Raw genomic sequence first — 23,272 nt, forward strand, 5'->3', positions numbered from 1 at the left:
CAACTTTCTGAAACCTTTTGTCACAATGCGGCAGCGAATCCAGTGGAATCGGTATTTGCCATATCTTTTCAAATGTCCGGCCCCGCACCGCGCCCCGTGGCGCAACCGCCCTTGCAAAAGAACAAAAAGGGGGCAAGTTAAGGGCGCAAGGAGCTGCCCCATGTCCGACACCGATCACCACACCATGCCAATGATGACCGCCCCGACCCCCGCGGTGGCGCGCCGCCCCAAGCTGGAGGGCGGGCATCGCTTTGTCATGAAAACCGATTTTGAACCGGCCGGGGACCAACCGACCGCGATTGCCGACCTGACCTCGGGTCTTCATGCCGGTGACCGTGATCAGGTGCTGCTTGGCGCGACCGGCACCGGCAAGACGTTCACCATGGCCAAGGTGATCGAGGAAACCCAACGCCCGGCCATCATCCTTGCCCCGAACAAGACGCTTGCCGCGCAGCTCTATGGTGAATTCAAAGGCTTCTTTCCCGACAACTCGGTCGAATATTTCGTCAGCTTCTATGACTACTATCAGCCAGAGGCCTATGTCGCCCGCTCCGACACCTATATCGAGAAAGAAAGCCAGATCAACGAACAGATCGACCGCATGCGCCACTCGGCCACACGGGCGCTTCTGGAACGCGATGACGTGATCATCATCGCCTCGGTCTCTTGTATCTATGGTATCGGCTCGGTCGAAACCTATAGCGCGATGACCCTCGATCTGAAGGCCGGGCAGGAATACAACCAACGCCAGATCATGGCCGATCTTGTCGCCCAGCAATACAAACGCAACGATCAGGCGTTTCAGCGTGGCTCATTCCGGGTGCGCGGCGATGTGCTGGAAATCTTTCCCGCCCACCTCGACAGTCGCGCGTGGCGCCTGTCGTTCTTTGGCGAGGAGTTGGAGGCGATCACGGAATTCGACCCCCTGACCGGCGAAAAGACCGATACCTTCGACCAGATCCGGGTCTATGCCAATTCCCACTATGTGACGCCGAAACCGACCCTGAAACAGGCGGTCATCTCGATCAAACAGGAGTTGCGGCAACGGCTCGATCAACTGGTGGGTGAGGGCAAGCTGCTGGAGGCGCAGCGGCTGGAACAACGCACCAATTTCGATGTCGAAATGTTGGAGGCCACCGGCCATTGCAACGGCATCGAAAACTATTCCCGCTATCTGACGGGGCGTGCGCCGGGGGAACCGCCCCCCACCCTGTTCGAATTCATTCCCGACAATGCGATTGTCTTTGCCGATGAATCCCATGTTTCCGTGCCCCAGATCGGCGGCATGTACCGGGGCGACTATCGCCGTAAATTCACGCTGGCGGAACATGGCTTCCGCCTGCCCTCCTGTATGGACAACCGCCCCCTGAAGTTTGAGGAATGGGACGCGATGCGCCCGCAGTCGGTCTTTGTATCGGCCACGCCATCGGCCTGGGAGCTGGAGCAATCCGGCGGTGTCTTCACCGAACAGGTGATCCGCCCCACCGGGCTGATCGACCCACAGGTCGAGATCCGACCAGTCGAGATGCAGGTCGACGATCTGTTGGACGAGGTCCGCCGCGTCACCGCCGACGGCTATCGCACGCTCTGCACCACGCTGACCAAACGCATGGCCGAGGATCTGACCGAATATCTGCATGAACAGGGCATCAAGGTGCGCTATATGCATTCCGACATCGACACGCTGGAACGTATTGAAATCCTGCGCGATCTGCGGCTGGGGGCCTTTGACGTGCTGATCGGTATCAACCTGTTGCGCGAAGGTTTGGACATTCCCGAATGTGGGCTGGTGGCCATTCTGGACGCCGACAAAGAAGGCTTCCTGCGCTCGGAAACCTCGCTGATTCAGACCATTGGCCGCGCGGCGCGCAACGCCGAGGGCCGGGTCATCATGTACGCCGACCGCATCACCGGGTCGATGGAACGCGCGCTGGCCGAAACCGACCGCCGCCGCGCCAAACAGGTCGCCTATAACGAAGAGCACGGCATCACCCCATCCACGATCAAGAAAAACGTCGAGGATGTGCTTTCCGGCCTCTACAAAGGTGACACCGACATGAACCGCGTCACCGCCAGCATCGACAAGGGGCTGGCCGGGTCGAACCTTCAGGCTGTGCTGGACGGGCTGCGCGCCGATATGCGCAAGGCCGCCGAGAACCTGGAATTCGAAGAAGCCGCAAGACTGCGGGACGAGGTCAAGCGCCTGGAGGCAGTGGATCTGGCCGTGGCCGACGACCCGCTGGCGCGGCAATATGCGGTGGAAAAAGCATCAGAAGCGGCGGTCAAGGCCAAGGGTCGGTCGACAGCCGGGCGGCCGGGGCAACGCGGCGGAAATGTGAAACGGCGGGGGCGCTAGCGGTCGCCCCCCTGCCCCGCGCAGTTCATGACACCGTCAATTCGTGACGATTTTCACGTCAAGCCCAACCCCAAGCCGCGCGGCGATTTCGTCAAGAAAGCGCTTTTTGTCTTTGGTGCTGCTGTGCGTTTTCACAAAGTATCCGTTGATTTCTATGTCGCGGTATTTGACCGAAGGTGTTTTTGACACCAGATTTTCGTTGTTTCGGGTCAACCCCAATGCGGACACCCGCGCCAACCCCAGCCTTTCAATGGTATCGGCAAATGTCTGGGCCGCCACCGGATTTGCAATAACGTCGCCCTCGGGGAACCGGACCAACAGGGTGGTTTTTGCCGATTTCTGTGCAAACATTATTGTGCGGCGCGCCGCTTCGACCGCGTCTGGCACCACCTCTTCGGGAAATTCCTGGGAAAAGTCCTCCTGCCATTCCTCGGCCAGGGTCTGAAGCCGATCCCGGAATGCTTTTAATTTACGCGCCTTGTCGATCAATTCCTGTGCCACGTCATATTCCGAATTCTGGAATGCGTCGGCACCTTTGCTGTTAAGACCTTCTTCTTCTCCATCCAGCTCGACAAACATTAATTCAAAAGCGGTTGAAACACTGTCCACGGCCAATTCTCTTTCCAAACAAATGTGATGGCTGCCAGTGTCCAGCAAGCCGCGGCCAGTTTCAAGAGAGGCCGATGTGGACCATTGCCAAAAGGCGCCCAAGCCCTGTGGCGAGGTCCGGCGTTACAATCAAATTTGAGGTTTTTCGTGAATTCCCGCCGGATCGCCCTAGGTTCAGGGCCAAGGTCGAAACCTCGACCCTGTCGGCCATGAGAATGCGCCGATACGTTATCACTGCAAAGACCTTCGGAGGTCGTAAAAATGGAATATGGATTCTTCGGTCTGCTGATCCTGGTTGTGGACATCTTCGCGATTTACCAGGTTTTGTCGTCCACCGCGTCAACAATGGCCAAACTGATCTGGACCTTGGTCATTCTCGCCCTGCCTGTGCTTGGCTTTCTCGCCTGGTTGCTGGCCGGTCCGCGTGGCGGCAACAGTCGCGTCTGACACCGGTCCTTGCGGGGCGCTGCGGAGGTTTTCCGCGCGCCCCGCAGGCAGATCGCCGTTGCAATGACGCTCTGCGCTGCTAGGCTCTTGCCATGCTTACAGGTTTTGATCACGTCAACATCCGGACCACCAATCTTGACACGATGATTGCGTGGTACGGTGACATTCTGGGCCTTCATCCCGGCAAACGCCCACCGTTCCGCTTTCCCGGCGCGTGGCTATATCTTGGCGATCGCGCGGTTGTGCATCTGGTCGCGGTGGACGGCACACCACAGGCCGGCGGCGACATCACGCTGGAACATTTTGCGTTTCGCGCCAAGGGGATGACCGATTTTATTGCCCTGCTCAATCAAAACGACATCTCCCACAGCGTCGATCCGGTGCCCGGCATTCCGCTGACCCAGATCAACCTGCGTGACCCGGACGGCAACCACATTCATGTTGATTTCGATACATCAGGCGGTGATGGTTAAAATCATCCACATTTCTGCCAAATTCACTTGTTACATCGTGTCAAACCTTTGCAAGGATTGTAATTATGGCTGTTATTCAAATTGATCCCGACACTCTGGCCGTTGATGCCGCCGCTGCCAAAGCGGCAGGTCAGGCCGCTGCGGAAACCTATCAAAAACGCAAACCATATCCCTATGGCAGTTTTGACGATTTCCTGCCCGATTCTGTTCTGGACAAGGTCATTGCCGAACTGAAGACCCTGCCAGAGGCCGAAGACAGCTTTGACCGCCCCCAAGAAAAGCTGAAAACATCCTATCTGCCAGAGCGTCTGCCGCCATACACTCGTCAGCTGTTTTACGTGCTGAACTCCCGTCCCTTTGTGCGCTATCTCGAAGAGATGACCGGCATCAGCGGTCTGATCCCCGATCCCTATTTCGCCGGTGGCGGCGTGCATGTGGTCGCCAATGGCGGACATTTGGACATTCATGCGGATTTCAATCACAATCAGAAACTCAATCTTGAGCGGCGATTGAATATTCTGATCTACCTCAATAAGGATTGGAAACCCGAATACGGCGGGTCCTTCGAAATCTGGAATGACGGCATGACCGAAAAGGTTGAAAGCTTCACACCGGTTTACAATCGCATGTGCTGCTTCAATACCGGGTCTGACACCTGGCACGGCAATCCAGAGCCGGTCAACCACCCCAATGGTGAATCGCGCATGTCATTGGCGCTGTATTATTACACGGCAACCTGGGATCATACAAAGCGCAGCCACACAACGCTGTTCCGCCCCCGCCCCGGCACCACGGATCAGGTGGATCGCGAGGTAAAGCGGCTGGAAACGCTTCAGGATCTTCTGCCCCCGATTTTGTTCCGTCGGGTAATTGGCCCATTGCGCCGTTTGGGGTTCTGATTTTCTAAGTGAGGTTGAAAATCAGACGCCCTCACCATTCATGATGCGCAGTTGACCAATCGCGATGTGGCATCGGGTGTTTTGCAAAAGCATCCCTGCTTCAATGCTTCTGCTTGACCGCGCCATTTTTCGGCGCCATGCTAAAACGCGGTGCACTGCTGTTTAGGTGGTACAAATCATGATGGATTGCCGCGTCGGCAACACACCAGGCACGGCGTGGCTTTGGCTGAAACCACGCTGACACCGCTTGATTTCGAAACCTTTGCACTTCGCGCCATAGTCACTGCGGCGCGCAAACGCCAGCAACCCTATACCCGAATTGTCCAAGCCGTTGGATCAACCAAAACGCTTCTCAGATCCGCCTAACCACGGCCGAACCACAGGGGCCCGGCGTCATTCGCTGACATTGGTCACAATATCAGCGATTTCACGGGCCCATTCGCCGATAATGGGGATGAATTCGATCTGGGCCAATGTCCAGACCAGCACCGACAACAACAATGTCGCGCCGATGACCGTGCCGAGACCCATCATCAGCCCACGCGCCAATGAATGCCAAAGCATGGTCCAGAATTTATCATGGATGCGAAAGAAGCGGTGGTTGTTCAACTTTTCCACTTCTTTACGCAGGGCTCTGATTTCGGTGCCAAGATCCTGTGTCATACGGCATAGCTAGCGCGGGTTTCCGCCAATCTCCAGCCCCAAACCGGTGCATTTTTGCGGTCTTTGCCAAATCGCTGTGATAGGTCCGGCCACATGCGGATGTTTGCCCTCTCACGTGCGATCTGGATGATCCTTGGATGCCTGGCGGTGGCGCTTGGCGTGTTGGGCATTGTCCTGCCGTTGTTGCCCACCACGGTTTTTCTGTTGATGGCGGCCTATTGTTTCGCCCGATCTTCGCCCGTTTTGCACGACTGGCTGGTAGACCATCCAACGTTGGGACCACCAATCACCAATTGGCGGGACCATCGCGCGATTTCGCGCCGGGCCAAATGGCTGGCGTTGACCTCTATGGTGGTGATTCTGGCCGCCGGGGCAATCTTTGGGCTGGGCGCGACGATCCTGACCATTCAGTCAGTTGTGCTGAGCTGTGCCGCGTTGTTCATTGTCACCCGCCCATCGCCCCCCGCGGCCTGAGGTATTGCTGCAAATGCCGATGCGCGCGGGGCTGGCACCGACGGACCTGGCGCACCGTCCATGCGCTCATATCCGCCGGGAACCAATCTCAGCTCAGCCGAATGTTGCCGCCACGTCGTACATCACCGGCTCAAAACTGCGGCACAATTCGTTGATCTTGCGATTGCGGGCGCGCATTTCGTCGGATCGCAACATCGCCAGAAAATCTTCCCGTCGGGCCCATTGCGAATAATTGGCAATGCGGGTCTGGGCGTCATTCACATGCAGACCGGCCGCGATAAAACCCGGCTGTTTTGAAATGAAGCTGTCATAGGCATCCTGCAATGCATCCAGAAGATCCTGGCAGGTGCCGGGGGTCATTTCAAAGGTGGTGATGACGGTTTGGATTTGCGCATCTCTTTTGATTTCGGGCATGGCTGGTCCTCCTGTGGGTATCCTGCCACGGGGGTAGAGGCCGGTCAAAGCCCGAAATGTTTGCGTAAATCTTCCGCCTCAGACGTTGGGTTCGCCCTGAAGCCCCAAAAGCTTGCGCATGCCGGTCCAATATCCCGGCAATTTCGGCGGGCGCTGCAACTCTGGCAGTGCCTCATCCGCCCAGCGCGGCATTTCACGGTTCACAAAATCGCGCCCCCAGGCGAGGAACGCCTGACCATCGTCGGGTCGCAACCGACAGGCCGATCCCACAAGCCCGACAAGTGTTTCCGGCGCGGAATACCATTCGTCCTGAATGCCGGTCACCCGGCCCTTGAACACCGGCCCCACCGCCCGCATCAGCGCGCTTTCGGAAAAGATCAAAAGCATCTGCCCCATTTCGGCACGGGAATAGTGGATCAGTGGCGGAAAGGTATCAAAGAAGGTCGCCTGCCCCCCGGCCACGGCAAAATTCCGGATCGACGGATGGAACCCGATGCGGGTGCCAAACTGATCGGCATTGTTCCAGAACCGGGCAATCACCTGTCCCGCCGCCTCCATCAGGTCGATGGCGTCCTCCACCGGGGCCGCCTGCATCTGTGGCCGCATCATGGTGTCGGCGGGCAAGGCCGTCTGAACGATCACCGGGATCTGATGCGCGCCCTCCGGCAGCAAATGGAATTCCGTGTCCGGCACCGGCACACCGGTGGTGCGCAACGCCGAAAGGTAATCGTCATGCGCCGCCGCCAGCCGCGCCATAAGCGCATGGTCCGGCGACGCCCGATAGACCTTGATGACTTTGTCGGAAAATGTTCCCGACTTTGGGCGAAACGGCGCACAGAAATAGCCAAGTTTCGACACCGGCTGCCCGCGTGCCCCGCTGTCATCGCGGATCAACCGCGCCAATTCGTCAAGATCGCTCATGTTTCACCCTGCCATTTGCAGCGCGCTATATCCTGTTGGCCGCGCTTTTGCCAGCGTCGCCCGAACCGGATCAATTAACCACTTGTTTACCAAGATCCGCCACGCTCGGCAAAGAAAGCCGTCAAAATCGGAAGGTCTGCGTATGCTGCGCTTGGCCGTATTGTTTAGCCTGACTGCCAATATTGCATCTGCCGGGGCCTGGCCCCGTGACGAAGGCGCTTGGTTTCTGGCCATCGCAACCGAGCTTGGCGGTTTCAACGATCTCGGCCACGTCAGTGATGTCACGGTCTATAATTCGTTTTACGCCGAATACGGCCTCACCGCGTCGCTGACCCTGGGCCTGCATGGCGGGTATGGCCCGGCGGCGGAACTCGACACGCGATTGTTTTTTCGCCTGCCGGTCTTGCAACATGATGTGCACAAACTGGCGCTGGAACTCAGCGTCGGCCAAGTGGATGAACTGAATTACTCCGGCATCGGGCTGCATTATGGTCGTGGCATCACCCTTGGCGAAACCTCGGGCTGGCTCTCTGTCGAAACAAGGATCGACCATGTCTTTGACAATCAAAAGATGGAGGTGCGCCAAACCAAACTTGATTTGACCGTCGGGCTGACGCACAAAAGTGGCATCCAATCCATGGTCCAGATTTTCAACACCGAAATCGACGACACGCTTTATTCGACCCTGGCCACGGGGCTGGTGTTTCCGATCAGCGATGATTTCAGTGTCGATACCGGCGTGTTGTTTGACCTGCAAACCGACCGGTCACCCGGCATTCGCATCGGGTTCTGGCACAATTTTTGAACGTCCGTCGGATACCCCAGACATGGCACAAGACCGCAGCGCATCACTGCGCCACGGCCTGCTTGCACCGCTCCCCTACCGCGTTGGGGCAATGACCGATGATCGCCCCAATCCGGTATCAGACATCCATGCGCATGGTCACATTCACCTTGCCTTTGACGGCTGTTGGCCAAAACAAATCGACCCGTTTATTGTTGGTCCCCTGCCCATGTTTGACATAGGGCATGTTCCATTGTGCCACATTGGAACTGTTGGAAATCTTGTCTGTGGCCACCACCGCATCAACACCACGCGCTTCACCGCCAAAGGCCAAAATATCCGCTCCCGGAATTTGCCAAGTGGTGGCTTCGGTGGCTTGGGTATGTGACACGACCACCGGGTTTTCGGTGACCTTCAGGACATTATTGAACGTGTTGTTCGAGAAATACACGTTCTTCATGTTGCCATAGTCCATGTCGTTGTGGCTGGTATCAATCCTTTCGGCCTGCCGGATCACCGTGCCGACGCCGCGGAACAAATTGCCGTTGACGTTCAACCCGTTCAGACGATGACCGCTGCCATAGGGTTTGACCACAATCCAGGCAAAGCTATCCAACACGTCCCCGCACAGGAACACATTGTTGGTGATCGACAGCCCGGCAAAGCCGAAACCGCCCACATAGTCTGGCTCGACCTCGCGTTCATTGGTCCATTCGATAAAGCAATTGTCGACGTAATTGCCCACCACCGTGGCATTACAGGACCGCAGCGCCAGAACCAGCCCGGCCATGCGAACGCCATTTGGCTGACCGTCGCCCTGAAAGAAGTGGTTGCCCGACACAACAGAGTTGGACCCGCTCAGGATACAGAAATGCCGGAACTGGCTGGCGCGGTTGTTGCGCAGCTTGACGTCATTGGCGTTGGCATTGATCGCGATCGACACCCGGTTTTGCGCCGCAATGCCGCCTTCGGATGACAGGAACTGACACCGGTCCACCAACATCCCCTGACAGCCATACCCGATAGAGGTAATGCCGCGATATTTCGGGCGGGTGAAATAACAATCCCGCACCTGAAACACCGTGCCGGTCTTGGCCAGCATGATGGCGCTGGCCTTGTTGTTGCACTGGAATTCGACGTCCGAAAACGACAGGCTGGTCAGCTGCTCAAAGCCGCTGAAATCCAGCATGTATTTGAACCGTGTAAAGGTAAAGGTCTGGCTGCCCGTCGCCGCGCCCAACGGTTGGGACAGGGTGATTTCCTGTGCCGCGATATTGACCGATCGCACATAGACTTCGCGCCCGACGCCCACGCCGGTGATCAATGATCCAACCGGGATATTGGCGATATTGCCGACATTGGTCAGCTTGTCATCGTCACTGGCGGAATAGGTCGCAGCACTTGTGCGCACCTCTGGTTCCCAAACCGTATCGCCAGTGGCATAGAACTGGCCGTTGGCGATATGCCGCCGCTGGGCATAGGAATTCTTGTTGTTCACCACGGCCTGCATGTCCATCGGACCGGAAATCGAAATCCGGCGACCACCCATATCCAGGCTCTCGTGATCCGAATTGTTCAAAAGCGATTGGAACGCTTTTTTGAAACCGGTCTCTTCATTGCCAAACGCATCAATATAGGTGCCAAGATCAAAGTTCTGCGTCAGGGACAGGATGGCAGAATCGGGCATCGTCACCGTGCCCTCGAAACGAATGCGCGAATTGATCGTCACATCGCTGTTCAGACGATAGGTGCCGTCGGACACCACAATTTCGCGTCCGTCTGCCGCGTCATCGGCGGCCTCGAACGCGGCACTGTCGTTGGTCGTACCGTCGCCAATTGCGCCGAAATCCCGCACATCTACGGTGGCCAGCATGTCGGCCAGAAAAGCACTGGTGATGTCTTCGATCACCAGATCGTCGATCCGAACGACACCACCGTTCGACCCCGTCAGATCCAATCCCAAATGGGCAAAGACCGGGGTGGTGCCCCAAACCATGTCCACACCGCCGCGGTTGCCCGCCCCCAGGATGGCCGAGACCTCGGTCACGTCGCCATAGGTGTTCAGCGAAACCTGAGGCCCGAACACCGTCAGCCCGCCAACCTCAGTGCCATTGGCCTGCGCCGGATAGCCGGCAATTCGCACATTGGGCAGATTGCCGGAAATCGCCTTTACCCGTGCACGCACCCGGATGTAACACCCTGGCAAAAGCGGGGTTTCGCCCATATAGCGCAGCTTTTGGGTCGAAGCGGTTTTCTGCAATTCAAGGCAGCCACCGAAATCCTGATCCGCAGGCACAAAGGCCGCATTAGCTGCATTTTCATAGGTGTCGTCGCCCGGTCGTCCATTCTGGCTCGACCATTCGTCCAAACCACTGGCGAACGGCGTCGGCATGAAAACCACGCCCTCGGTAATCGCTTTGTTCATGAAGATCCCTTTCCCACATCACGCGTAAACCACGAGAAAGGCGGGCAAAGACCCGCCGATGAGGGCAATGGGTATCAATTGGACCTTAAACTGCGGTGAGGCCACCGTGCGTTGGTCGCGCAACACAATGTGCGCTGTGCGCGCAATACAACTACGCAACATACCTCAACGCACGCGCCGTGGACGTGCCTGTGGCGGCTCAGACGGCGATATCGGGCGCAGGCAAAATCTGGACCCCACCGATTTTCCAGCCGGAACCATCGGGGATCATCTCGTAGCCAAGGTAATGACGCCCGCCATTTTCATCCAGGATCTCGACCCGCTGCCACAATCTTCCGTCAATATCGGCAAGCTCCAGGTAACGGGTCGCGCCGGGGCGCCAAACCATCGGGTAGCCACGTTCCACCATCTGGCCGAAATTTTCCGGGGTTCGAAAAATCCGGCGGATATTCGGCGCGGCGAATTCAAATGCGCCACTCACATCCTCTGCCTTAAAGGCATCAAGCTGCGCGCCGATCACCGTTTCAATCTCTGGATTTCGGGGTTGAGTGTCTTGGGCGGCGGCAAGTCCGCCGGACAAAAGGACCGCGCATAACAGCGCCAGAATTCGCAACATTTGAACCACCTCTGCAACAGTTAATGCAGCAGAGGTAGCCCAGGTTAATGAAACGTCAAATTCAACGGTCTCGGCAGCTTAGCCGAGCTTGCCCGCCAGGCCCGCGTCAATCAGGTCGGCACTTTCTGTCACGCCATAAAGCGCGATAAACCCGCCAAAACGCGGCCCCTGCGAGGCCCCCAGAAGCACCTCGTAGATCGCCTTGAACCAATCGCGCAGCGGCTCGAACCCATGCACCTTGCCCACCGCGAACACTACGGATTGCAGGAATTCCTCATCCGCGAAATCAACCTGCGGCAATGGCTCGTCCTTGCCGACAATCGCGTTCTTGCGCCCGATCAGGTCCAGTGCAAAATCGCCATCGCGCAGGGCCTTGGCCAGATCTTCCAGCGCAGCGCGCTCTTGATCGGATGGGGCGCGGAACACCTTGGCCGGTTTGACAAAATCCTGGAAATACCGCACCGCATGGCCCGCCGCTGCATCCATGCCCGGATGGGTTTCGGCTGTGGCGTCGGGGGCATATTTGTTGATGAACCCCCAAAGCGTTTCCTTGTCCTCTGCGCTCGACGCGCTGGCAAGGTTTAGCAGCATCGAGAACGGCACAACCATGTCCGAGGCCGGCACGTTGTGGCCATGAATGTGATACACCGGGTTGGCCAGACGCGCCTTGGTGTCCTGCGTCGCATAGGCCCGCAACTGTTGGTGGTATTCATCCACCGCTTTGGGGATCACGTCAAAATACATCCGCTTCGCGGTTTTTGGCTTCTGGAACATGAAATAGCTCAGGCTCTCGGTCGAGGCATAGCTCAGCCATTCATCAATCGAGATGCCGTTGCCGGAAGATTTGGAAATCTTCTGACCCTGATCATCCAGGAACAATTCATAGGTAAAATGCTCTGGCGGGCGCTGTCCCAGGATCGAACAGATCCGGTCATAGATCGGCGTATTGGTCGAATGGTCTTTGCCATACATCTCGAAATCGACGCCAAGGGCCGCCCAGCGCGCGCCGAAATCCGGCTTCCACTGCAATTTCACATTGCCGCCGGTGACCGGCAGCGTCCATTCGCGACCGTCATTGTCGTCAAAGGTGATCTCGCCCTTGGCCGCATCAACGTTTTTCATCGGCACATACAACACGCGCCCGGTTTCCGGGTGGATCGGCAGAAAGATCGAATAGGTCTGGCGACGTTCCTCGCGCAGGGATTTCAACATGACGGCCATCACGTCGTCATATTTCTCCGCCGCACGCAGCAGCACCTCGTCAAATTTGCCGGTGCGATAGAACTCGGTCGCCGAATAGAATTCGTAATCGAACCCGAACGTATCTAGGAACCGGCGCAGCATCGCATTGTTATGATCGCCAAAGCTGTCATGGGTGCCAAACGGATCGGGCACCGATGTCAGCGGCTTTTGCAGATGTTCCTGCAACATGTCCTGATTGGGCACATTGCCCGGAACCTTGCGCATCCCGTCAAGATCATCCGAGAAACAAATCAGCCGCGTGGGAATATCCGATATCACCTCGAATGCACGACGGATCATCGTTGTGCGCAGCACCTCGCCAAAGGTGCCAAGATGCGGCAGCCCCGACGGACCATAGCCGGTTTCGAACAGAACATATCCCTTTTCCGGGGGCGTCTTGGCAAACCGTTTGAGCAAGCGGCGCGCCTCTTCAAAAGGCCAGGCTTTCGAGACAAGAGCGGCATCGCGCAGTTCAGACATTTCAGGACTTCTCCGGTTTGCAGCGCGCCCTATGCACGCAGGCCCGCTCTCCCTATTGCGGGCGGGGCGCGGGGTCAATATTCTGCACCGCAACAGGAGATCGCAAATGACCGAAGAAATCGCCCATTCCCTCAGCCCGCAGGACTGTCTTGTCGGATTGATGATCGCCGTTTCGGCCTCGGACGAAAACATGCGCACCGCCGAGCTGATCAAAATCGAATCTGCCGTAAACAACCTGCCGGTTTTTGCCGACTACGATATCGACCGGATGAACGTCATCGCGCAGACCGTGTTTGACCTGTTCGAACAGGAAGACGGGCTTGACGCCTTGTTCGGGCTGATCCGTGACAACCTGCCGGAACGGCTGTTTGAAACGGCCTATGCGCTGGCCTGCGATGTTGCCGCCGCAGATGGAAAGCTGCGCGAGGCCGAACTGCGCCTGCTGGAAGAAATCCGGTATGAGCTGGATATTGACCGGTTGCATGCGGCCGCCATCGAACGGGGCGCCCGGGCGCGGCATATGTCGGCCTGAGCGATCCGGCGTCAGCTGTTGGCAAATGCCTGTCCCCAACGTTGCAGCAATTGTTGTTGCAACAAGCGGGATTTGCGGTTCCAGGCGAGACCGCCCTCTGGGCGCTCGCGCTCTTCGCGGGGGATCGTGGCGCGGCGGGCATTGTCGGCGGTAAAAATCGCAAAGGCCATCTCGACCCCATCAACGCCGGTGCAATAGCCGCCCAGCGCGGATACGAAATTCAAGGTGCCGGTCTTGGCGCTGACCTGAACCGGATGATCCTTGATCACCTTGTAATCCGCATCCCGTATCGGAATCGGCTTCAGCAGCGACCGCAGCGGCCCGGCCTGACGCGCCGCCCGCAGCATCAACACCATATCCGCCGCGGTCATCCGCGACGCATCGCCAAGACCAGAATGGTCGACAAACACCACATCCGGGCTCAGCGCATATTCCTGCCGCAGCCATTCGGTCATCGCCTGGGCCGAGGTCTTGATGTCGCCCGCATCGCCAAGCCGCGCACGGGTTGCCGCCAATCCGACAACTTCGGCTGTCAGGTTGGTGGAAAACTTCAACATATCAAATAAAATCTGGGTCAAGGGCGGGCTGACCACCTGGGCCACGACGCTGCCACCCGGCGCAATGGTCGCAATCTGCGGCACCGCCAGCTTGATCCCATGACTGCGGGCAAAGGTCTGAAACACTTCGCCGGCATAAAGTTCTGGCTTGCGCACCGGCAACCACCGCGCGCCCCCATTGCCCAGGGCCGTTTTTGCAACGGTCCATTCATCGCGCCCTGACCGGTCAGTATAGGTATAGATTGGCGTCGAACGATTTTCGATCGCCATCCGGGCAAAAGCGACATCTGGGCGAAACTTTTCGCTGCGACCATCCATCGTGACGCGATAGGTACTGCCCTGTTTCACCCATTGGAAATGCACACGGTTGAAATTGAGGTTCAGCCCCGACACCGCCGGGTTATAGCCGACATGATCCGGCTGGCCGGGATCTATGTCGCGGGAAAACGGCAGGAACCCACCCCAGACATAAAACGCACCGCGCACCTCGCGGATGCCGACATCCTTCAGTTTCGCCGCCAGTTCCGCCAGAGCATCGGTATCCAGCGTTGGATCCCCCCCCCCTGCAAGGATCAAATCACCGTCGACCACGCCATCGGTCACCGAACCCGTGACATGCAGCGATGTGGCAAAACGGTGCTCTTCCCCCAGGGCATCCAGCGCATAAAGCGCCGTGATCGTCTTGGCGACGCTGGCGGGCGGCAGGCCGACATCGGCCTTCCCCTCTTCGCGCATCAATCCGGTTTCAATATCCATCACCGCATAACCGACTTCGCCGGGCAGTTTTGCCTTGGCCACAAGCTCATCAGCAGAGGGGAAAACAACCGGGATCGGGATGGTACTGCCGGGGCGCGCTACCGGGCGTAGCGACCGTACCGGCGCATCACCCAAGGCCTGCCCGGCCACAAACCCAATTGCGGCGCCAAGAAACAAACGTCTGGAAATAACTTTGGTCATGGCGCGATTTAACCCAAGCACCGCTGATCAAACAAGTCTGACATTCCTGACCTGACGCGGAATTTGACCGCAGGCGCCAAGCCGGGACCGCTTGAACCGATCAGGATTGCACCCATCCACCCCGCGCCCGGATTGCGCTGGAACTCTCGTTGCTCATCGGGACGTTGATGAAACACCAGGCCGGGGCCTGCGACAGACCCAGTTTCTGCGAATCGCGGCCCCGAATACGCGCCCCGGCATAGACCCGTGCTGCCTTGGAATTCCGCGCGCGAATGCGGTCGCCGGGCCGGGCAAGCACACCAATCGGCACAGAGTTCACGATCTGCTGCCAATCCTGCCATTTCGGCAGCTGAATAAGATTGTCCGCCCCCATCAGCCAAACAAAGTTGGTGCCGCGATATTCCTGAATCAACGCTTTCAGGGTTTCGGCGGTATAGCGCGTGCCGGCCTCGGCTTCGAAATCGCTGATATCCACGCGGGGGTGGCGCATGATTTTGCGCGCCGCCGCCATGCGTTCGTCCAGCGGGGCGGGTCCGTGTTCCTTTAACGGATTGCCGGGGCTGACCAGCCACCACACCCGATCCAACCCGAACCGTGTCAGCGCCTGTCGCGTGATGTTCACATGACCCTGATGCGGCGGGTCGAAAGAGCCGCCAAGCAAACCAATGGTTTGGCCGGGCCGAATGGCGGGGAAATGGGGCACCGGGGCGGCTCCTTGGTCAAAACGCCGGTATCCAAAGCATTTTTCTCGGGCTTGTCAATCAAGCCGCGCCAAACCCATGCGCTTTGCCACCCCCCAAAAGCAGTCGCAAAGCCATATCCGCCTTTGCCAATTGCGAATTCGCCTGCGCACAGCTATCTACGGCCAAAGACAACCGAAGGGGCAAAAGATGGCGGCTTATCAATACGTGTATCACATGGACGGCGTGTCCAAGACCTATCCGGGTGGCAAGAAATGTTTTGAAAACATCCGCTTGTCCTTCCTGCCGGGGGTCAAGATCGGTGTTGTCGGCGTCAACGGCTCGGGTAAATCGACCTTGATGCGCATCATGGCGGGCATCGACAGCGATTTCACCGGCGAGGCCTGGGCCGCAGAAGGTGCCAAAGTCGGCTATCTGCCACAGGAACCCGAACTTGACGCATCGCTCGATGTGCGCGGCAACGTCATGTTGGGTGTGGCTGCGAAAAAGGCCATTCTCGACAAATACAACGAATTGGCGATGAATTACTCGGACGAGACCGCCGATGAGATGGCCGCCTTGCAGGATCAGATCGACAGCGAGAACCTCTGGGATCTCGACAGCCAGATCGACGTCGCAATGGAGGCGCTGCGCTGCCCGCCGGACGAAGCCGATGTTTCGCAACTCTCAGGGGGTGAAAAACGTCGTGTCGCGCTGTGCAAATTGCTGCTCGAAGCGCCTGACATGCTGCTGCTTGACGAACCGACCAACCACCTCGACGCCGAAACCATCGCCTGGTTGCAGCAGCACCTGATCGACTACAAGGGCACGATCCTCTGCGTCACCCACGACCGCTATTTCCTCGATGACATCACCGGCTGGATTCTCGAACTCGACCGTGGTCGCGGCATTCCCTACGAAGGCAACTACTCTGCCTGGCTGGAACAAAAGGCCAAGCGCCTGGCGCATGAAGCCAAGGAAGACAAAGCCAAGCAAAAGACGCTGGAACGCGAATTGGAATGGATGCAGCAGGGGGCCAAGGCCCGTCAGGCGAAATCCAAAGCGCGGATTCAGGCCTATGAACAGATGGCAGGCCAGTCCGAGCGCGAAAAAATCACCCATGCCCAGATCGTCATTCCCAACGGCCCGCGCCTTGGCGGCAAGGTGATCGAGGTCGAGGGGCTGAAAAAGGCGCTTGGTGACAAGCTCCTGGTCGAAGACCTCTCTTTCTCGCTGCCCCCCGGCGGGATTGTCGGTGTGATCGGGCCGAACGGTGCGGGTAAAACCACCCTGTTCCGCATGTTGACCGGCCAGGAACAACCCGATGAGGGCACAGTTTCTTATGGCGACACGGTTGATCTGTCTTATGTCGACCAATCGCGGGATGACCTGAAACCGGATGAAACCGTCTGGGAGGCGATCTCTGGCGGGGCGGAAATCATCGAACTGGGCGATGCCCAGGTCAATTCCCGCGCCTATTGCTCGTCCTTCAACTTCAAGGGCGGCGACCAGCAGAAAAAGGTTGGCCTGTTGTCGGGCGGTGAACGCAACCGTGTGCACATGGCGCGTCTGTTGAAAGAAGGCGGCAACGTGCTGCTGCTCGATGAACCGACCAACGATCTGGACGTCGAAACCCTGCGGGCATTGGAAGACGCGCTCGTCGATTTTGCCGGTTGCGCCGTGGTCATCTCGCACGACCGCTTCTTCCTCGACCGGATCTGCACCCATATGCTGGCGTTCGAGGGCGAGGCCCATGTCGAATGGTTCGAAGGCAACTTCGAGGACTATGAAGAAGACAAGAAACGTCGTCTTGGCGCCGATGCGCTAGAGCCGAAGCGGATCAAACACAAAAAGTTTGTGCGCTAAACTGACCAAAGGGTGCGCAATGGCTGCGCACCCCTCGACCTGTCGACCCGATCCGTCGAACCGAACCGGCAATGCGCCATGGCGCATTGTCGCCTACCCCGGCACCACACGCGGCTTGCCCACGTCATCGATCGCCACAAAGGTAAACACCGCCTCTGTCACCTTTTCGCGTTCCACAAGCCGTTCGCGGCGCACCCAGCATTCCACTTCGATCGCCATCGACGTCCGGCCCACCCGGACAATCCGGCAGTAGACGCACAGCACATCACCGACCTTTACCGGGCGGATGAACTTCATCGCGTCAACTGCAATGGTCGCCACCCTGCCCTGCGCCTTGTCTCCGGCGATGATTCCCGCCGCCATGTCCATTTGGCTCAGCACCCAGCCGCCAAAAATATCGCCTGACACATTGGTGTCGGCCGGCATTGCCAATGTGCGCAACATCAGCTCGCCTTTTGGTTCCTTGTTCATCAATATAGCCTCCGAATTTGAACTACATAGTAGCCATCACCGCCAGATTGCCAACGCAAGAACACGGTTGCCGCCCCCCGCTTTCCCCTTGCAAACGACCGCATCACATGGCATATCACGGCCTGCTAACGATCTTCTTTTCGACCTTCTGTTTTCCTTCATCGGCACAGAGTCTTCGATCCAGACGTGACTTCGCCGGGCTGTCGCATACTGCGGACAGTATAGAAAAACTAAGGATACTTCACATGGCCACTGGCACAGTGAAATGGTTCAACACCACCAAAGGCTTCGGCTTCATCGCACCCGACGGCGGCACCAAGGACGTTTTCGTCCACATTTCTGCTGTTGAGCGTTCGGGCCTGACCGGTCTGGCCGACAACCAGAAAGTCACCTTCGACATCGAAGCTGGCCGCGACGGCCGCGAGAGCGCGACCAACATCGCACTGGCGTAAGCCGGGCTGCTGGTTCAAGCCTTCTGGCTTTCGAATTCGAAAGGCGCGCTTAGGCGCGCCTTTTTGCGTTTACGGATATGGTTGCCTGTGGGGTTCGGGCACCTGAGGTAAGGAATACATCCGTCTGGAATCCCTGACTGTCGCGGAATGTCGCCTTGCTGCAAACTTGTTGGCAGGAGGATGATCAAATGACCCCGAGCCCCAGCACCCCGCAGCCAGCCCCAAGCAAACCGCAACCCGGTCCGCAGATGCCTGCCACATGGCGCTTCACTGATTGGGCCGCGATCTAGCGGCTCAGGTTCTGTGATTGATCCGCATTTGGCGGCACAACTTTATTGATTGGACCGCATTCAGCGGCTCAGATTCATTAATTCGTCCGCATTTAGCGGCCGAAGCGCAGGGTGGGCACCTGTCCCTCCCCCGGAACGCCCACCCTGCCGCAGAATCAAATGATCCGAAACATTTTGCTCAGGCCGCTGCCAACAGCGCCACCACCCACATTCCAAGTCCGAAAAACGTATGCGCCACAAGGCCCAGCGCCCGCCCCTTCCATGGTGTGGGCGTGCGCGACAACGCAACCCCCAGCCCCATGCCCGGTTGCAACAGGAACCAGCCCGCCGAAATTGTGACCAATGCAAACAGCCACACCGGAAGGAACGTCGGCGCCGCCAACCAACCCTGTCCCGCCAAAAAGACAAAGATCACGCCATAAAGAATGCCAACGCCATAATGAACGGCCCAGCCCAAGGCCAATTCACCCGGCACCGGGCGCACAGCGGCAATATCATCATGAAACACCTGCCCGCGCGGCACATGCCCGGCCCAACGACCGACATTGGCCCAATTCGGCCGCCCTTGACCGAATCCCCGCGCCAGCACCTCGGCCCAGATATCCATCGCTATTGTTCCGCCGAGCCCAATGAAAATCCCGGCCCAGATCAGTTCGTTCATTAAAAAGTCCCCCAAAATCTATCTTGCAGAGGCTGGCAGAACAGCTAACCTGCCACAACCCCGAACCGAACAGGGCACAAAAACGCACAACAGCCGCCCCAATCCCGCCCCACTTTAACGATTTATTAACCATGGACAGGGACAGAAGGACACTCACATGGCACTTGTTTCACTCTTGGGCGGCTCGACATTGGGCGCAAGCGGCGGCCTCTTGGCATGGTTGCTCTTCGGGGTCAGCGCGGCAACCGCGTTTGGATTTTATCTGGCCTGTGGCGTGTTGATGCCTGTGACCGTGGTTGCCATCTCTTTGCTTGTTTCGCCGGGCTCACGCGACGATGTCGCCCATGCGGAACCGGCCAAAGCACTGGCTGCTTGATCGCTCTTGATCGCAACCCGTTGCGAAAGCCCCACATTCGCACATGGTAACGGATTCCTGACTCCCGCTTTGACCCCGACTGGCCTATGATTTTCAGGCTCAGTTCTGGAGGGACAAAGTATGTTAACACGCCGCAGTTTTATCGGCACTGCTGCTGCAACCCTGGCAATGCCGGCGGTGGCCAATGCGCAATTCAAACTTGATCCGAAATATGTTCCGCAATACGTGCGCGTCCGCGCCGATCTGGCCCCGGGCCAGATCATCGTGTTGCAAAAGGCCCGTTTCCTGTATCACATCGAGGAACCAGGCAAGGCGCTGCGCTATGGGATCAGCGTCGGCCGTGCCGGGCTGGAATTTTCCGGCACCGCGGTCATTCAGGTCAAGAAGGAATGGCCGACCTGGCGTCCGACAAACGACATGATCGAGCGCGAACCCCACACCTATGCCAGATTCGTCGACAACGACTATGTGCAACCGGGTGGCCCCGGCAACCCGCTTGGCTCGCGCGCGCTGTATCTGTTTCAAAACGGCCGCGACACCTTTGCCCGCATTCATGGCACCGATGCCGTGCAATCCATTGGCCGCGCTGCATCAAACGGGTGTTTCCGCATGGCAAATGATCATGTTGCTGCCCTCTATGAACGGGTGCCAATCGGCACCACCGTCACTGTCATCTGACGCCCCGATCCCGGGCGACCGCATCTGCCGGGGCATGTATCTGCCATGCATGCCCCGGCTTTGTTTTGCCACTTGACCAAAGGCCGGGATAAAGGGAAACCGCGCGCATGGAATTCGATCTGATTGTCATTGGGGCCGGTCCCGCCGGTGCCGCCGCCGCAATGACCGCTGTGCGCGCCGGACTTCGCTGTGCCTTGGTCGACAAGGCACGTTTTCCGCGTGACAAGCTTTGCGGGGCCGGTTTCACCGGGCGGGCGGCCAAATATTACCGCGAAATCTTTGCCACGGATCTGCCCAGAGAATTTGACCGGAAAACCACGGTCGAGCTTTACGGTTTTGGCGAAAAGCTTGGCATCATTGCGGATGTGCCAACCGTTTATTTGACCATGCGGCTGTCGCTGGATGCGCATTTATGCGCTCTGGCACTGGCGGCGGGGGCGGTGGATTTCACCGGCCAGAGGATCGCCGAACTCAGCCCCGAAGCGGGCAAGGTCACCCTGTCCGATGGCCGTATATTGACCGCACCAATTGTCATTGGCGCCGATGGGGTGAATTCCATGACGGCGCGCACCTTGTTTGGCCGTGCGTTTGATCCCGCCCGGATCGGGTTCGCGCTAGAGGTCGAGGCACCGCCAATTTCCCCTGACGCGCCGTTACGCATCGACATGGGGGCGGCGCATTGGGGCTATGGCTGGTCCTTTCCCAAATCCGGCAGCCACACCGTTGGCGTTGGCGGGGTGCATAGCCGAAATCCCAATCTCAAATCCCTGATGCAGGATTATATGTCACTGCTGGATGTGCCATCCGATTTGCGGATCAAGGGGCAATACCTGCCGTTTGGACAGGCGCGAAAGCGCCCCGGACGGGCCAATGTCCTTTTGGCGGGCGATGCCGCCTGGTTGGTCGATCCGGTCACCGGCGAAGGCATCGCCTATGCGCTGAAGTCCGGTCAATTGGCGGCGCTGGCAGCACGGGATGCCTTGGCGCGGCATGAACCGGCTGCGGCGCTGATGCTCTACCGGCATCGCCTGCGGCCAATCCTGAACGCAATGCGCCATGCAAATTTGGTGCGTTATTTGCTGTATTGGGGGCCGTTTCAACGCGGCTTTGTCCGTGCGGCGCGTGGATCGGGCCGATTGCGCCACGATTACATGGCGCTGCTGGGCGGCAACTTGGAATATAGCGATCTGATGTGGCGTTTACTGCGGCGGTTCCCGAACTACATCGCGCGGGCGACCGGGATCAAGACCAACACTTGACCTAACGTCACCTGTCGGTTTCTATTGAAACCATGCAGCTCACTCGTCGTCTTTTCCTCTTTGCGCCCCTGGCCATTGGTGGTCTGGCAGTATCGGCCTGCGCGGTTGGGCCTTTGGCGCCGCTGCGCCTTGCGCCCGGATCGACCCTGATTCTCGTGCGTCATGCGGATCGCACCGACGAAAACCTGAACGCCGCCGGTCGCGCCCGTGCTGCGGCACTGCCCGCCGCTTTGGACGGCCTTGCATTGGACCTTATCCTCAGCCCCGGCATCCAGCGCAATCTCGACACCGCCAAACCGTTGGCAGAAGCCCGGGGCCTCGCAATCACCCGCCTGCCCCAGGAACGCCCGGCCGCGCGCATTGTCGCCCTTGGGGCCGGAAAATCCGCGATCTGGATTGGCAACAAGGGCAATTTGCAAAGCATCTGGGACGATCTCGCCCCGGGCGGAGAGCCGCCGCTTGAATATGGCGATCTGTTTATCCTGACCGCAGATGCAGAAGGCCGGCTTCTGGTCGACCGCCGCCATTGGGGGGCCTGACCGCGCCGCCAGCCCACAAAAGGCCGCGAAACGCATCCATTAAACCTCACCGTGAAATATCTTGAAACATGCGCGCATTGGTCGCATATTTCGCGCGCGAAGTTAACTATCGACCACTGCACCTATTACGGCTCAGTCCTTCGATCTGCATTGACTAAGCCGGGCTGTCGCAGTTCCGCGGACAGCAAAACACGAGGAGAAGACAGAATGGCCACTGGCACTGTCAAATGGTTCAATACCACCAAAGGCTATGGATTCATCGCGCCCGATGGCGGCAGCAAAGATGTGTTTGTCCATATTTCCGCAGTTGAACGCTCTGGTTTGACCGGACTTGCCGACAACCAAAAAGTCACGTTCGACATTACCCCCGGCCGCGACGGCCGTGAATCCGCCGAAAACATCGCACTGGCCTAAGCCATCCGGCAAAACGGTTTCACAGCGATCCCAGGACCCCGCCCGCAAGCGGGGTCTTTTCTTTGCCAAAACGCCTAGTCTTCGCGATCAACAATCGCGATCAACTGCTCCACATGCGGGCCAATCCCCTGGACGATCTGCCCCACGCCCACGGCATTCGGGTGAATGCCATCACCTTGAATCAAGTGCTGAATTTCTGCCGGGGTCTGCCCGCCTGACAGCAGGATGTCAAAAAAGCTGGGCGCCAGCAGCACGTCATATTCTGCGGCCAACGCGGGATAAAGTGCATCGAATTGTAATTTGTAATCTTCGCCATAATTCGCCGGGGCCTGCATCGGCACCAGTAGCACCGCAATCCCGTGGTCCCGGGCGACCTGCAAAATTCCGTCCAGATTGGCCCGCGCCACATCCGGCGCGATGCCGCGCAACACGTCATTGCCGCCAAGCGCGACGATCATCGCATCAATCTCGGGCGTCAAACTCCATTCGACCCGCGCCAATCCGCCTGCCGTCGTATCCCCGGACACACCGGCGTTGATCAGGGTCACGTCATGGCCCTGTTCCGCCAGCCAACCGCGCATTTGCGGCACAAATCCCTGATCTTCGACCAAGCCATAGCCCTGGATCAGGCTGTCCCCCAGCGCAAGAATATCCAGCTCTTGCGCGGATACAGGCGCAGACATCGCCAAAACCAGTGCTGCCGCCTTGCTCATCTGGCACCGCACCCCATATGTCAA

The 23,272-nt window shown here is 58.3% G+C and carries 26 protein-coding genes; 14 read left to right on the forward strand and 12 right to left on the reverse strand.

Features of this window, described 5'->3' with window-relative positions; translation table 11 throughout:
- Window positions 1–184: 184 nt before the first annotated feature.
- Window positions 185–2,356, forward strand: coding sequence for an excinuclease ABC subunit UvrB (gene uvrB, locus Q4577_RS12200; protein WP_280520575.1), 2,172 nt, complete (start codon window positions 185–187; stop codon window positions 2,354–2,356).
- A gap of 36 nt (window positions 2,357–2,392) precedes the next feature.
- On the opposite strand, the gene Q4577_RS12205 is transcribed toward uvrB, so the two are convergent.
- A complete protein-coding gene (locus Q4577_RS12205) occupies window positions 2,393–2,965 on the reverse strand; it encodes a hypothetical protein (protein ID WP_303469448.1) in 573 nt (190 codons plus the stop codon).
- 261 nt (window positions 2,966–3,226) lie between these two features.
- Here Q4577_RS12205 and Q4577_RS12210 point away from each other — a divergent pair, with 261 nt between their 5' ends.
- From Q4577_RS12210 to Q4577_RS12220, 3 genes are all read left to right on the forward strand, one after another.
- Entirely contained in the window at window positions 3,227–3,412 is a 186-nt protein-coding gene (locus tag Q4577_RS12210) for a PLD nuclease N-terminal domain-containing protein (protein WP_244688844.1), read from the forward strand.
- 92 nt (window positions 3,413–3,504) lie between these two features.
- Window positions 3,505–3,885: a VOC family protein gene (locus Q4577_RS12215; RefSeq protein WP_303469447.1), complete on the forward strand. Its 381-nt coding sequence runs from the start codon at window positions 3,505–3,507 to the stop codon at window positions 3,883–3,885.
- Between the two features lie 65 nt (window positions 3,886–3,950).
- Window positions 3,951–4,784 carry a 2OG-Fe(II) oxygenase gene (locus tag Q4577_RS12220; protein WP_303469446.1) on the forward strand — a complete coding sequence of 278 codons (834 nt, stop codon included), beginning with the start codon at window positions 3,951–3,953 and terminating at the stop codon, window positions 4,782–4,784.
- A gap of 393 nt (window positions 4,785–5,177) precedes the next feature.
- Here Q4577_RS12220 and Q4577_RS12225 read toward each other — a convergent pair whose 3' ends face one another.
- A complete protein-coding gene (locus tag Q4577_RS12225) occupies window positions 5,178–5,447 on the reverse strand; it encodes a DUF5665 domain-containing protein (protein ID WP_244688840.1) in 270 nt (89 codons plus the stop codon).
- A gap of 93 nt (window positions 5,448–5,540) precedes the next feature.
- Between Q4577_RS12225 and Q4577_RS12230 the strand changes: the two genes are divergently transcribed.
- The gene (locus tag Q4577_RS12230) at window positions 5,541–5,921 is read left to right on the forward strand and encodes a YbaN family protein (RefSeq protein ID WP_303469445.1); all 381 of its coding nucleotides are present in this window, start codon (window positions 5,541–5,543) and stop codon (window positions 5,919–5,921) included.
- Window positions 5,922–6,014: 93 nt separating this feature from the next.
- On the opposite strand, the gene Q4577_RS12235 is transcribed toward Q4577_RS12230, so the two are convergent.
- Together Q4577_RS12235 and Q4577_RS12240 are read right to left on the reverse strand one after the other, a co-directional pair.
- A complete protein-coding gene (locus Q4577_RS12235; protein ID WP_303469444.1) occupies window positions 6,015–6,335 on the reverse strand; it encodes an antibiotic biosynthesis monooxygenase in 321 nt (106 codons plus the stop codon).
- A gap of 78 nt (window positions 6,336–6,413) precedes the next feature.
- Window positions 6,414–7,256, reverse strand: a complete 843-nt coding sequence (locus Q4577_RS12240; protein ID WP_303469443.1) for a DUF6206 family protein — start codon at window positions 7,254–7,256, stop codon at window positions 6,414–6,416.
- Window positions 7,257–7,398: 142 nt separating this feature from the next.
- Here Q4577_RS12240 and Q4577_RS12245 point away from each other — a divergent pair, with 142 nt between their 5' ends.
- Window positions 7,399–8,061 carry a hypothetical protein gene (locus tag Q4577_RS12245; RefSeq protein ID WP_303469442.1) on the forward strand — a complete coding sequence of 221 codons (663 nt, stop codon included), beginning with the start codon at window positions 7,399–7,401 and terminating at the stop codon, window positions 8,059–8,061.
- Between the two features lie 118 nt (window positions 8,062–8,179).
- Here the strand turns inward: Q4577_RS12245 and Q4577_RS12250 are convergent, their stop codons facing one another.
- The 3 genes from Q4577_RS12250 to Q4577_RS12260 all read right to left on the reverse strand — a co-directional run bounded on the left by Q4577_RS12250 (window position 8,180) and on the right by Q4577_RS12260 (window position 12,803).
- Window positions 8,180–10,465 carry a glycosyl hydrolase family 28-related protein gene (locus Q4577_RS12250; RefSeq protein WP_303469441.1) on the reverse strand — a complete coding sequence of 762 codons (2,286 nt, stop codon included), beginning with the start codon at window positions 10,463–10,465 and terminating at the stop codon, window positions 8,180–8,182.
- Between the two features lie 199 nt (window positions 10,466–10,664).
- On the reverse strand, window positions 10,665–11,081 hold the full coding sequence (locus tag Q4577_RS12255; protein ID WP_303469440.1) for a DUF4864 domain-containing protein: 417 nt from the start codon (window positions 11,079–11,081) through the stop codon (window positions 10,665–10,667).
- A 78-nt stretch (window positions 11,082–11,159) separates the two neighbouring features.
- Window positions 11,160–12,803, reverse strand: coding sequence for a lysine--tRNA ligase (locus Q4577_RS12260; protein WP_303469439.1), 1,644 nt, complete (start codon window positions 12,801–12,803; stop codon window positions 11,160–11,162).
- Window positions 12,804–12,909: 106 nt separating this feature from the next.
- Between Q4577_RS12260 and Q4577_RS12265 the strand changes: the two genes are divergently transcribed.
- Window positions 12,910–13,335: a tellurite resistance TerB family protein gene (locus Q4577_RS12265; RefSeq protein ID WP_303469438.1), complete on the forward strand. Its 426-nt coding sequence runs from the start codon at window positions 12,910–12,912 to the stop codon at window positions 13,333–13,335.
- Between the two features lie 11 nt (window positions 13,336–13,346).
- On the opposite strand, the gene dacB is transcribed toward Q4577_RS12265, so the two are convergent.
- Both dacB and Q4577_RS12275 read right to left on the reverse strand, forming a co-directional pair.
- Window positions 13,347–14,849, reverse strand: coding sequence for a D-alanyl-D-alanine carboxypeptidase/D-alanyl-D-alanine-endopeptidase (gene dacB, locus Q4577_RS12270; protein WP_303469436.1), 1,503 nt, complete (start codon window positions 14,847–14,849; stop codon window positions 13,347–13,349).
- Between the two features lie 100 nt (window positions 14,850–14,949).
- On the reverse strand, window positions 14,950–15,552 hold the full coding sequence (locus tag Q4577_RS12275) for a nicotinate-nucleotide adenylyltransferase (protein ID WP_303469435.1): 603 nt from the start codon (window positions 15,550–15,552) through the stop codon (window positions 14,950–14,952).
- Between the two features lie 187 nt (window positions 15,553–15,739).
- Here Q4577_RS12275 and ettA point away from each other — a divergent pair, with 187 nt between their 5' ends.
- The gene (ettA, locus tag Q4577_RS12280) at window positions 15,740–17,395 is read left to right on the forward strand and encodes an energy-dependent translational throttle protein EttA (protein ID WP_244688831.1); all 1,656 of its coding nucleotides are present in this window, start codon (window positions 15,740–15,742) and stop codon (window positions 17,393–17,395) included.
- A gap of 93 nt (window positions 17,396–17,488) precedes the next feature.
- Here ettA and Q4577_RS12285 read toward each other — a convergent pair whose 3' ends face one another.
- Window positions 17,489–17,866, reverse strand: a complete 378-nt coding sequence (locus Q4577_RS12285) for an acyl-CoA thioesterase (protein ID WP_244688830.1) — start codon at window positions 17,864–17,866, stop codon at window positions 17,489–17,491.
- Window positions 17,867–18,111: 245 nt separating this feature from the next.
- Here Q4577_RS12285 and Q4577_RS12290 point away from each other — a divergent pair, with 245 nt between their 5' ends.
- Window positions 18,112–18,318 carry a cold-shock protein gene (locus Q4577_RS12290; protein ID WP_244688829.1) on the forward strand — a complete coding sequence of 69 codons (207 nt, stop codon included), beginning with the start codon at window positions 18,112–18,114 and terminating at the stop codon, window positions 18,316–18,318.
- Between the two features lie 468 nt (window positions 18,319–18,786).
- Here the strand turns inward: Q4577_RS12290 and Q4577_RS12295 are convergent, their stop codons facing one another.
- Window positions 18,787–19,269, reverse strand: a complete 483-nt coding sequence (locus Q4577_RS12295) for a DUF2938 domain-containing protein (RefSeq protein ID WP_303469434.1) — start codon at window positions 19,267–19,269, stop codon at window positions 18,787–18,789.
- A gap of 157 nt (window positions 19,270–19,426) precedes the next feature.
- Between Q4577_RS12295 and Q4577_RS12300 the strand changes: the two genes are divergently transcribed.
- The 5 genes from Q4577_RS12300 to Q4577_RS12320 all read left to right on the forward strand — a co-directional run bounded on the left by Q4577_RS12300 (window position 19,427) and on the right by Q4577_RS12320 (window position 22,535).
- A complete protein-coding gene (locus Q4577_RS12300) occupies window positions 19,427–19,645 on the forward strand; it encodes a hypothetical protein (RefSeq protein WP_303469432.1) in 219 nt (72 codons plus the stop codon).
- 120 nt (window positions 19,646–19,765) lie between these two features.
- A complete protein-coding gene (locus Q4577_RS12305) occupies window positions 19,766–20,323 on the forward strand; it encodes a L,D-transpeptidase (protein ID WP_303469431.1) in 558 nt (185 codons plus the stop codon).
- A 107-nt stretch (window positions 20,324–20,430) separates the two neighbouring features.
- Entirely contained in the window at window positions 20,431–21,582 is a 1,152-nt protein-coding gene (locus tag Q4577_RS12310) for a geranylgeranyl reductase family protein (protein ID WP_303469430.1), read from the forward strand.
- A 32-nt stretch (window positions 21,583–21,614) separates the two neighbouring features.
- Window positions 21,615–22,121 carry a histidine phosphatase family protein gene (locus Q4577_RS12315; RefSeq protein ID WP_303469429.1) on the forward strand — a complete coding sequence of 169 codons (507 nt, stop codon included), beginning with the start codon at window positions 21,615–21,617 and terminating at the stop codon, window positions 22,119–22,121.
- A gap of 207 nt (window positions 22,122–22,328) precedes the next feature.
- Window positions 22,329–22,535 carry a cold-shock protein gene (locus Q4577_RS12320; RefSeq protein WP_244688822.1) on the forward strand — a complete coding sequence of 69 codons (207 nt, stop codon included), beginning with the start codon at window positions 22,329–22,331 and terminating at the stop codon, window positions 22,533–22,535.
- Between the two features lie 74 nt (window positions 22,536–22,609).
- On the opposite strand, the gene Q4577_RS12325 is transcribed toward Q4577_RS12320, so the two are convergent.
- On the reverse strand, window positions 22,610–23,248 hold the full coding sequence (locus Q4577_RS12325; protein WP_244688820.1) for an arylesterase: 639 nt from the start codon (window positions 23,246–23,248) through the stop codon (window positions 22,610–22,612).
- Between the last annotated feature and the right edge of the window lie 24 nt (window positions 23,249–23,272).

The sequence above is a fragment of the Marinovum sp. 2_MG-2023 genome (assembly GCF_030548265.1).
Taxonomy (GTDB): Bacteria; Pseudomonadota; Alphaproteobacteria; order Rhodobacterales; family Rhodobacteraceae; genus Marinovum.

Bases quoted from the DNA above. Each gene is read 5' to 3' on its own strand.
- Q4577_RS12285 (WP_244688830.1), bottom strand. From the start codon at position 17,866: ATGAACAAGGAACCAAAAGGCGAGCTGATGTTGCGCACATTGGCAATG.
- Q4577_RS12240 (WP_303469443.1), bottom strand. From the start codon at position 7,256: ATGAGCGATCTTGACGAATTGGCGCGGTTGATCCGCGATGACAGCGGG.
- Q4577_RS12295 (WP_303469434.1), bottom strand. From the start codon at position 19,269: ATGAACGAACTGATCTGGGCCGGGATTTTCATTGGGCTCGGCGGAACA.
- dacB (WP_303469436.1), bottom strand. From the start codon at position 14,849: ATGACCAAAGTTATTTCCAGACGTTTGTTTCTTGGCGCCGCAATTGGG.
- Q4577_RS12315 (WP_303469429.1), top strand. From the start codon at position 21,615: ATGCAGCTCACTCGTCGTCTTTTCCTCTTTGCGCCCCTGGCCATTGGT.
- Q4577_RS12230 (WP_303469445.1), top strand. From the start codon at position 5,541: ATGCGGATGTTTGCCCTCTCACGTGCGATCTGGATGATCCTTGGATGC.
- Q4577_RS12245 (WP_303469442.1), top strand. From the start codon at position 7,399: ATGCTGCGCTTGGCCGTATTGTTTAGCCTGACTGCCAATATTGCATCT.
- ettA (WP_244688831.1), top strand. From the start codon at position 15,740: ATGGCGGCTTATCAATACGTGTATCACATGGACGGCGTGTCCAAGACC.
- Q4577_RS12325 (WP_244688820.1), bottom strand. From the start codon at position 23,248: ATGAGCAAGGCGGCAGCACTGGTTTTGGCGATGTCTGCGCCTGTATCC.
- Q4577_RS12215 (WP_303469447.1), top strand. From the start codon at position 3,505: ATGCTTACAGGTTTTGATCACGTCAACATCCGGACCACCAATCTTGAC.
- Q4577_RS12265 (WP_303469438.1), top strand. From the start codon at position 12,910: ATGACCGAAGAAATCGCCCATTCCCTCAGCCCGCAGGACTGTCTTGTC.
- Q4577_RS12210 (WP_244688844.1), top strand. From the start codon at position 3,227: ATGGAATATGGATTCTTCGGTCTGCTGATCCTGGTTGTGGACATCTTC.
- Q4577_RS12320 (WP_244688822.1), top strand. From the start codon at position 22,329: ATGGCCACTGGCACTGTCAAATGGTTCAATACCACCAAAGGCTATGGA.
- Q4577_RS12305 (WP_303469431.1), top strand. From the start codon at position 19,766: ATGTTAACACGCCGCAGTTTTATCGGCACTGCTGCTGCAACCCTGGCA.
- Q4577_RS12220 (WP_303469446.1), top strand. From the start codon at position 3,951: ATGGCTGTTATTCAAATTGATCCCGACACTCTGGCCGTTGATGCCGCC.
- Q4577_RS12260 (WP_303469439.1), bottom strand. From the start codon at position 12,803: ATGTCTGAACTGCGCGATGCCGCTCTTGTCTCGAAAGCCTGGCCTTTT.
- Q4577_RS12310 (WP_303469430.1), top strand. From the start codon at position 20,431: ATGGAATTCGATCTGATTGTCATTGGGGCCGGTCCCGCCGGTGCCGCC.
- Q4577_RS12250 (WP_303469441.1), bottom strand. From the start codon at position 10,465: ATGAACAAAGCGATTACCGAGGGCGTGGTTTTCATGCCGACGCCGTTC.
- Q4577_RS12225 (WP_244688840.1), bottom strand. From the start codon at position 5,447: ATGACACAGGATCTTGGCACCGAAATCAGAGCCCTGCGTAAAGAAGTG.
- Q4577_RS12290 (WP_244688829.1), top strand. From the start codon at position 18,112: ATGGCCACTGGCACAGTGAAATGGTTCAACACCACCAAAGGCTTCGGC.
- Q4577_RS12255 (WP_303469440.1), bottom strand. From the start codon at position 11,081: ATGTTGCGAATTCTGGCGCTGTTATGCGCGGTCCTTTTGTCCGGCGGA.
- Q4577_RS12235 (WP_303469444.1), bottom strand. From the start codon at position 6,335: ATGCCCGAAATCAAAAGAGATGCGCAAATCCAAACCGTCATCACCACC.
- Q4577_RS12300 (WP_303469432.1), top strand. From the start codon at position 19,427: ATGGCACTTGTTTCACTCTTGGGCGGCTCGACATTGGGCGCAAGCGGC.
- uvrB (WP_280520575.1), top strand. From the start codon at position 185: ATGCCAATGATGACCGCCCCGACCCCCGCGGTGGCGCGCCGCCCCAAG.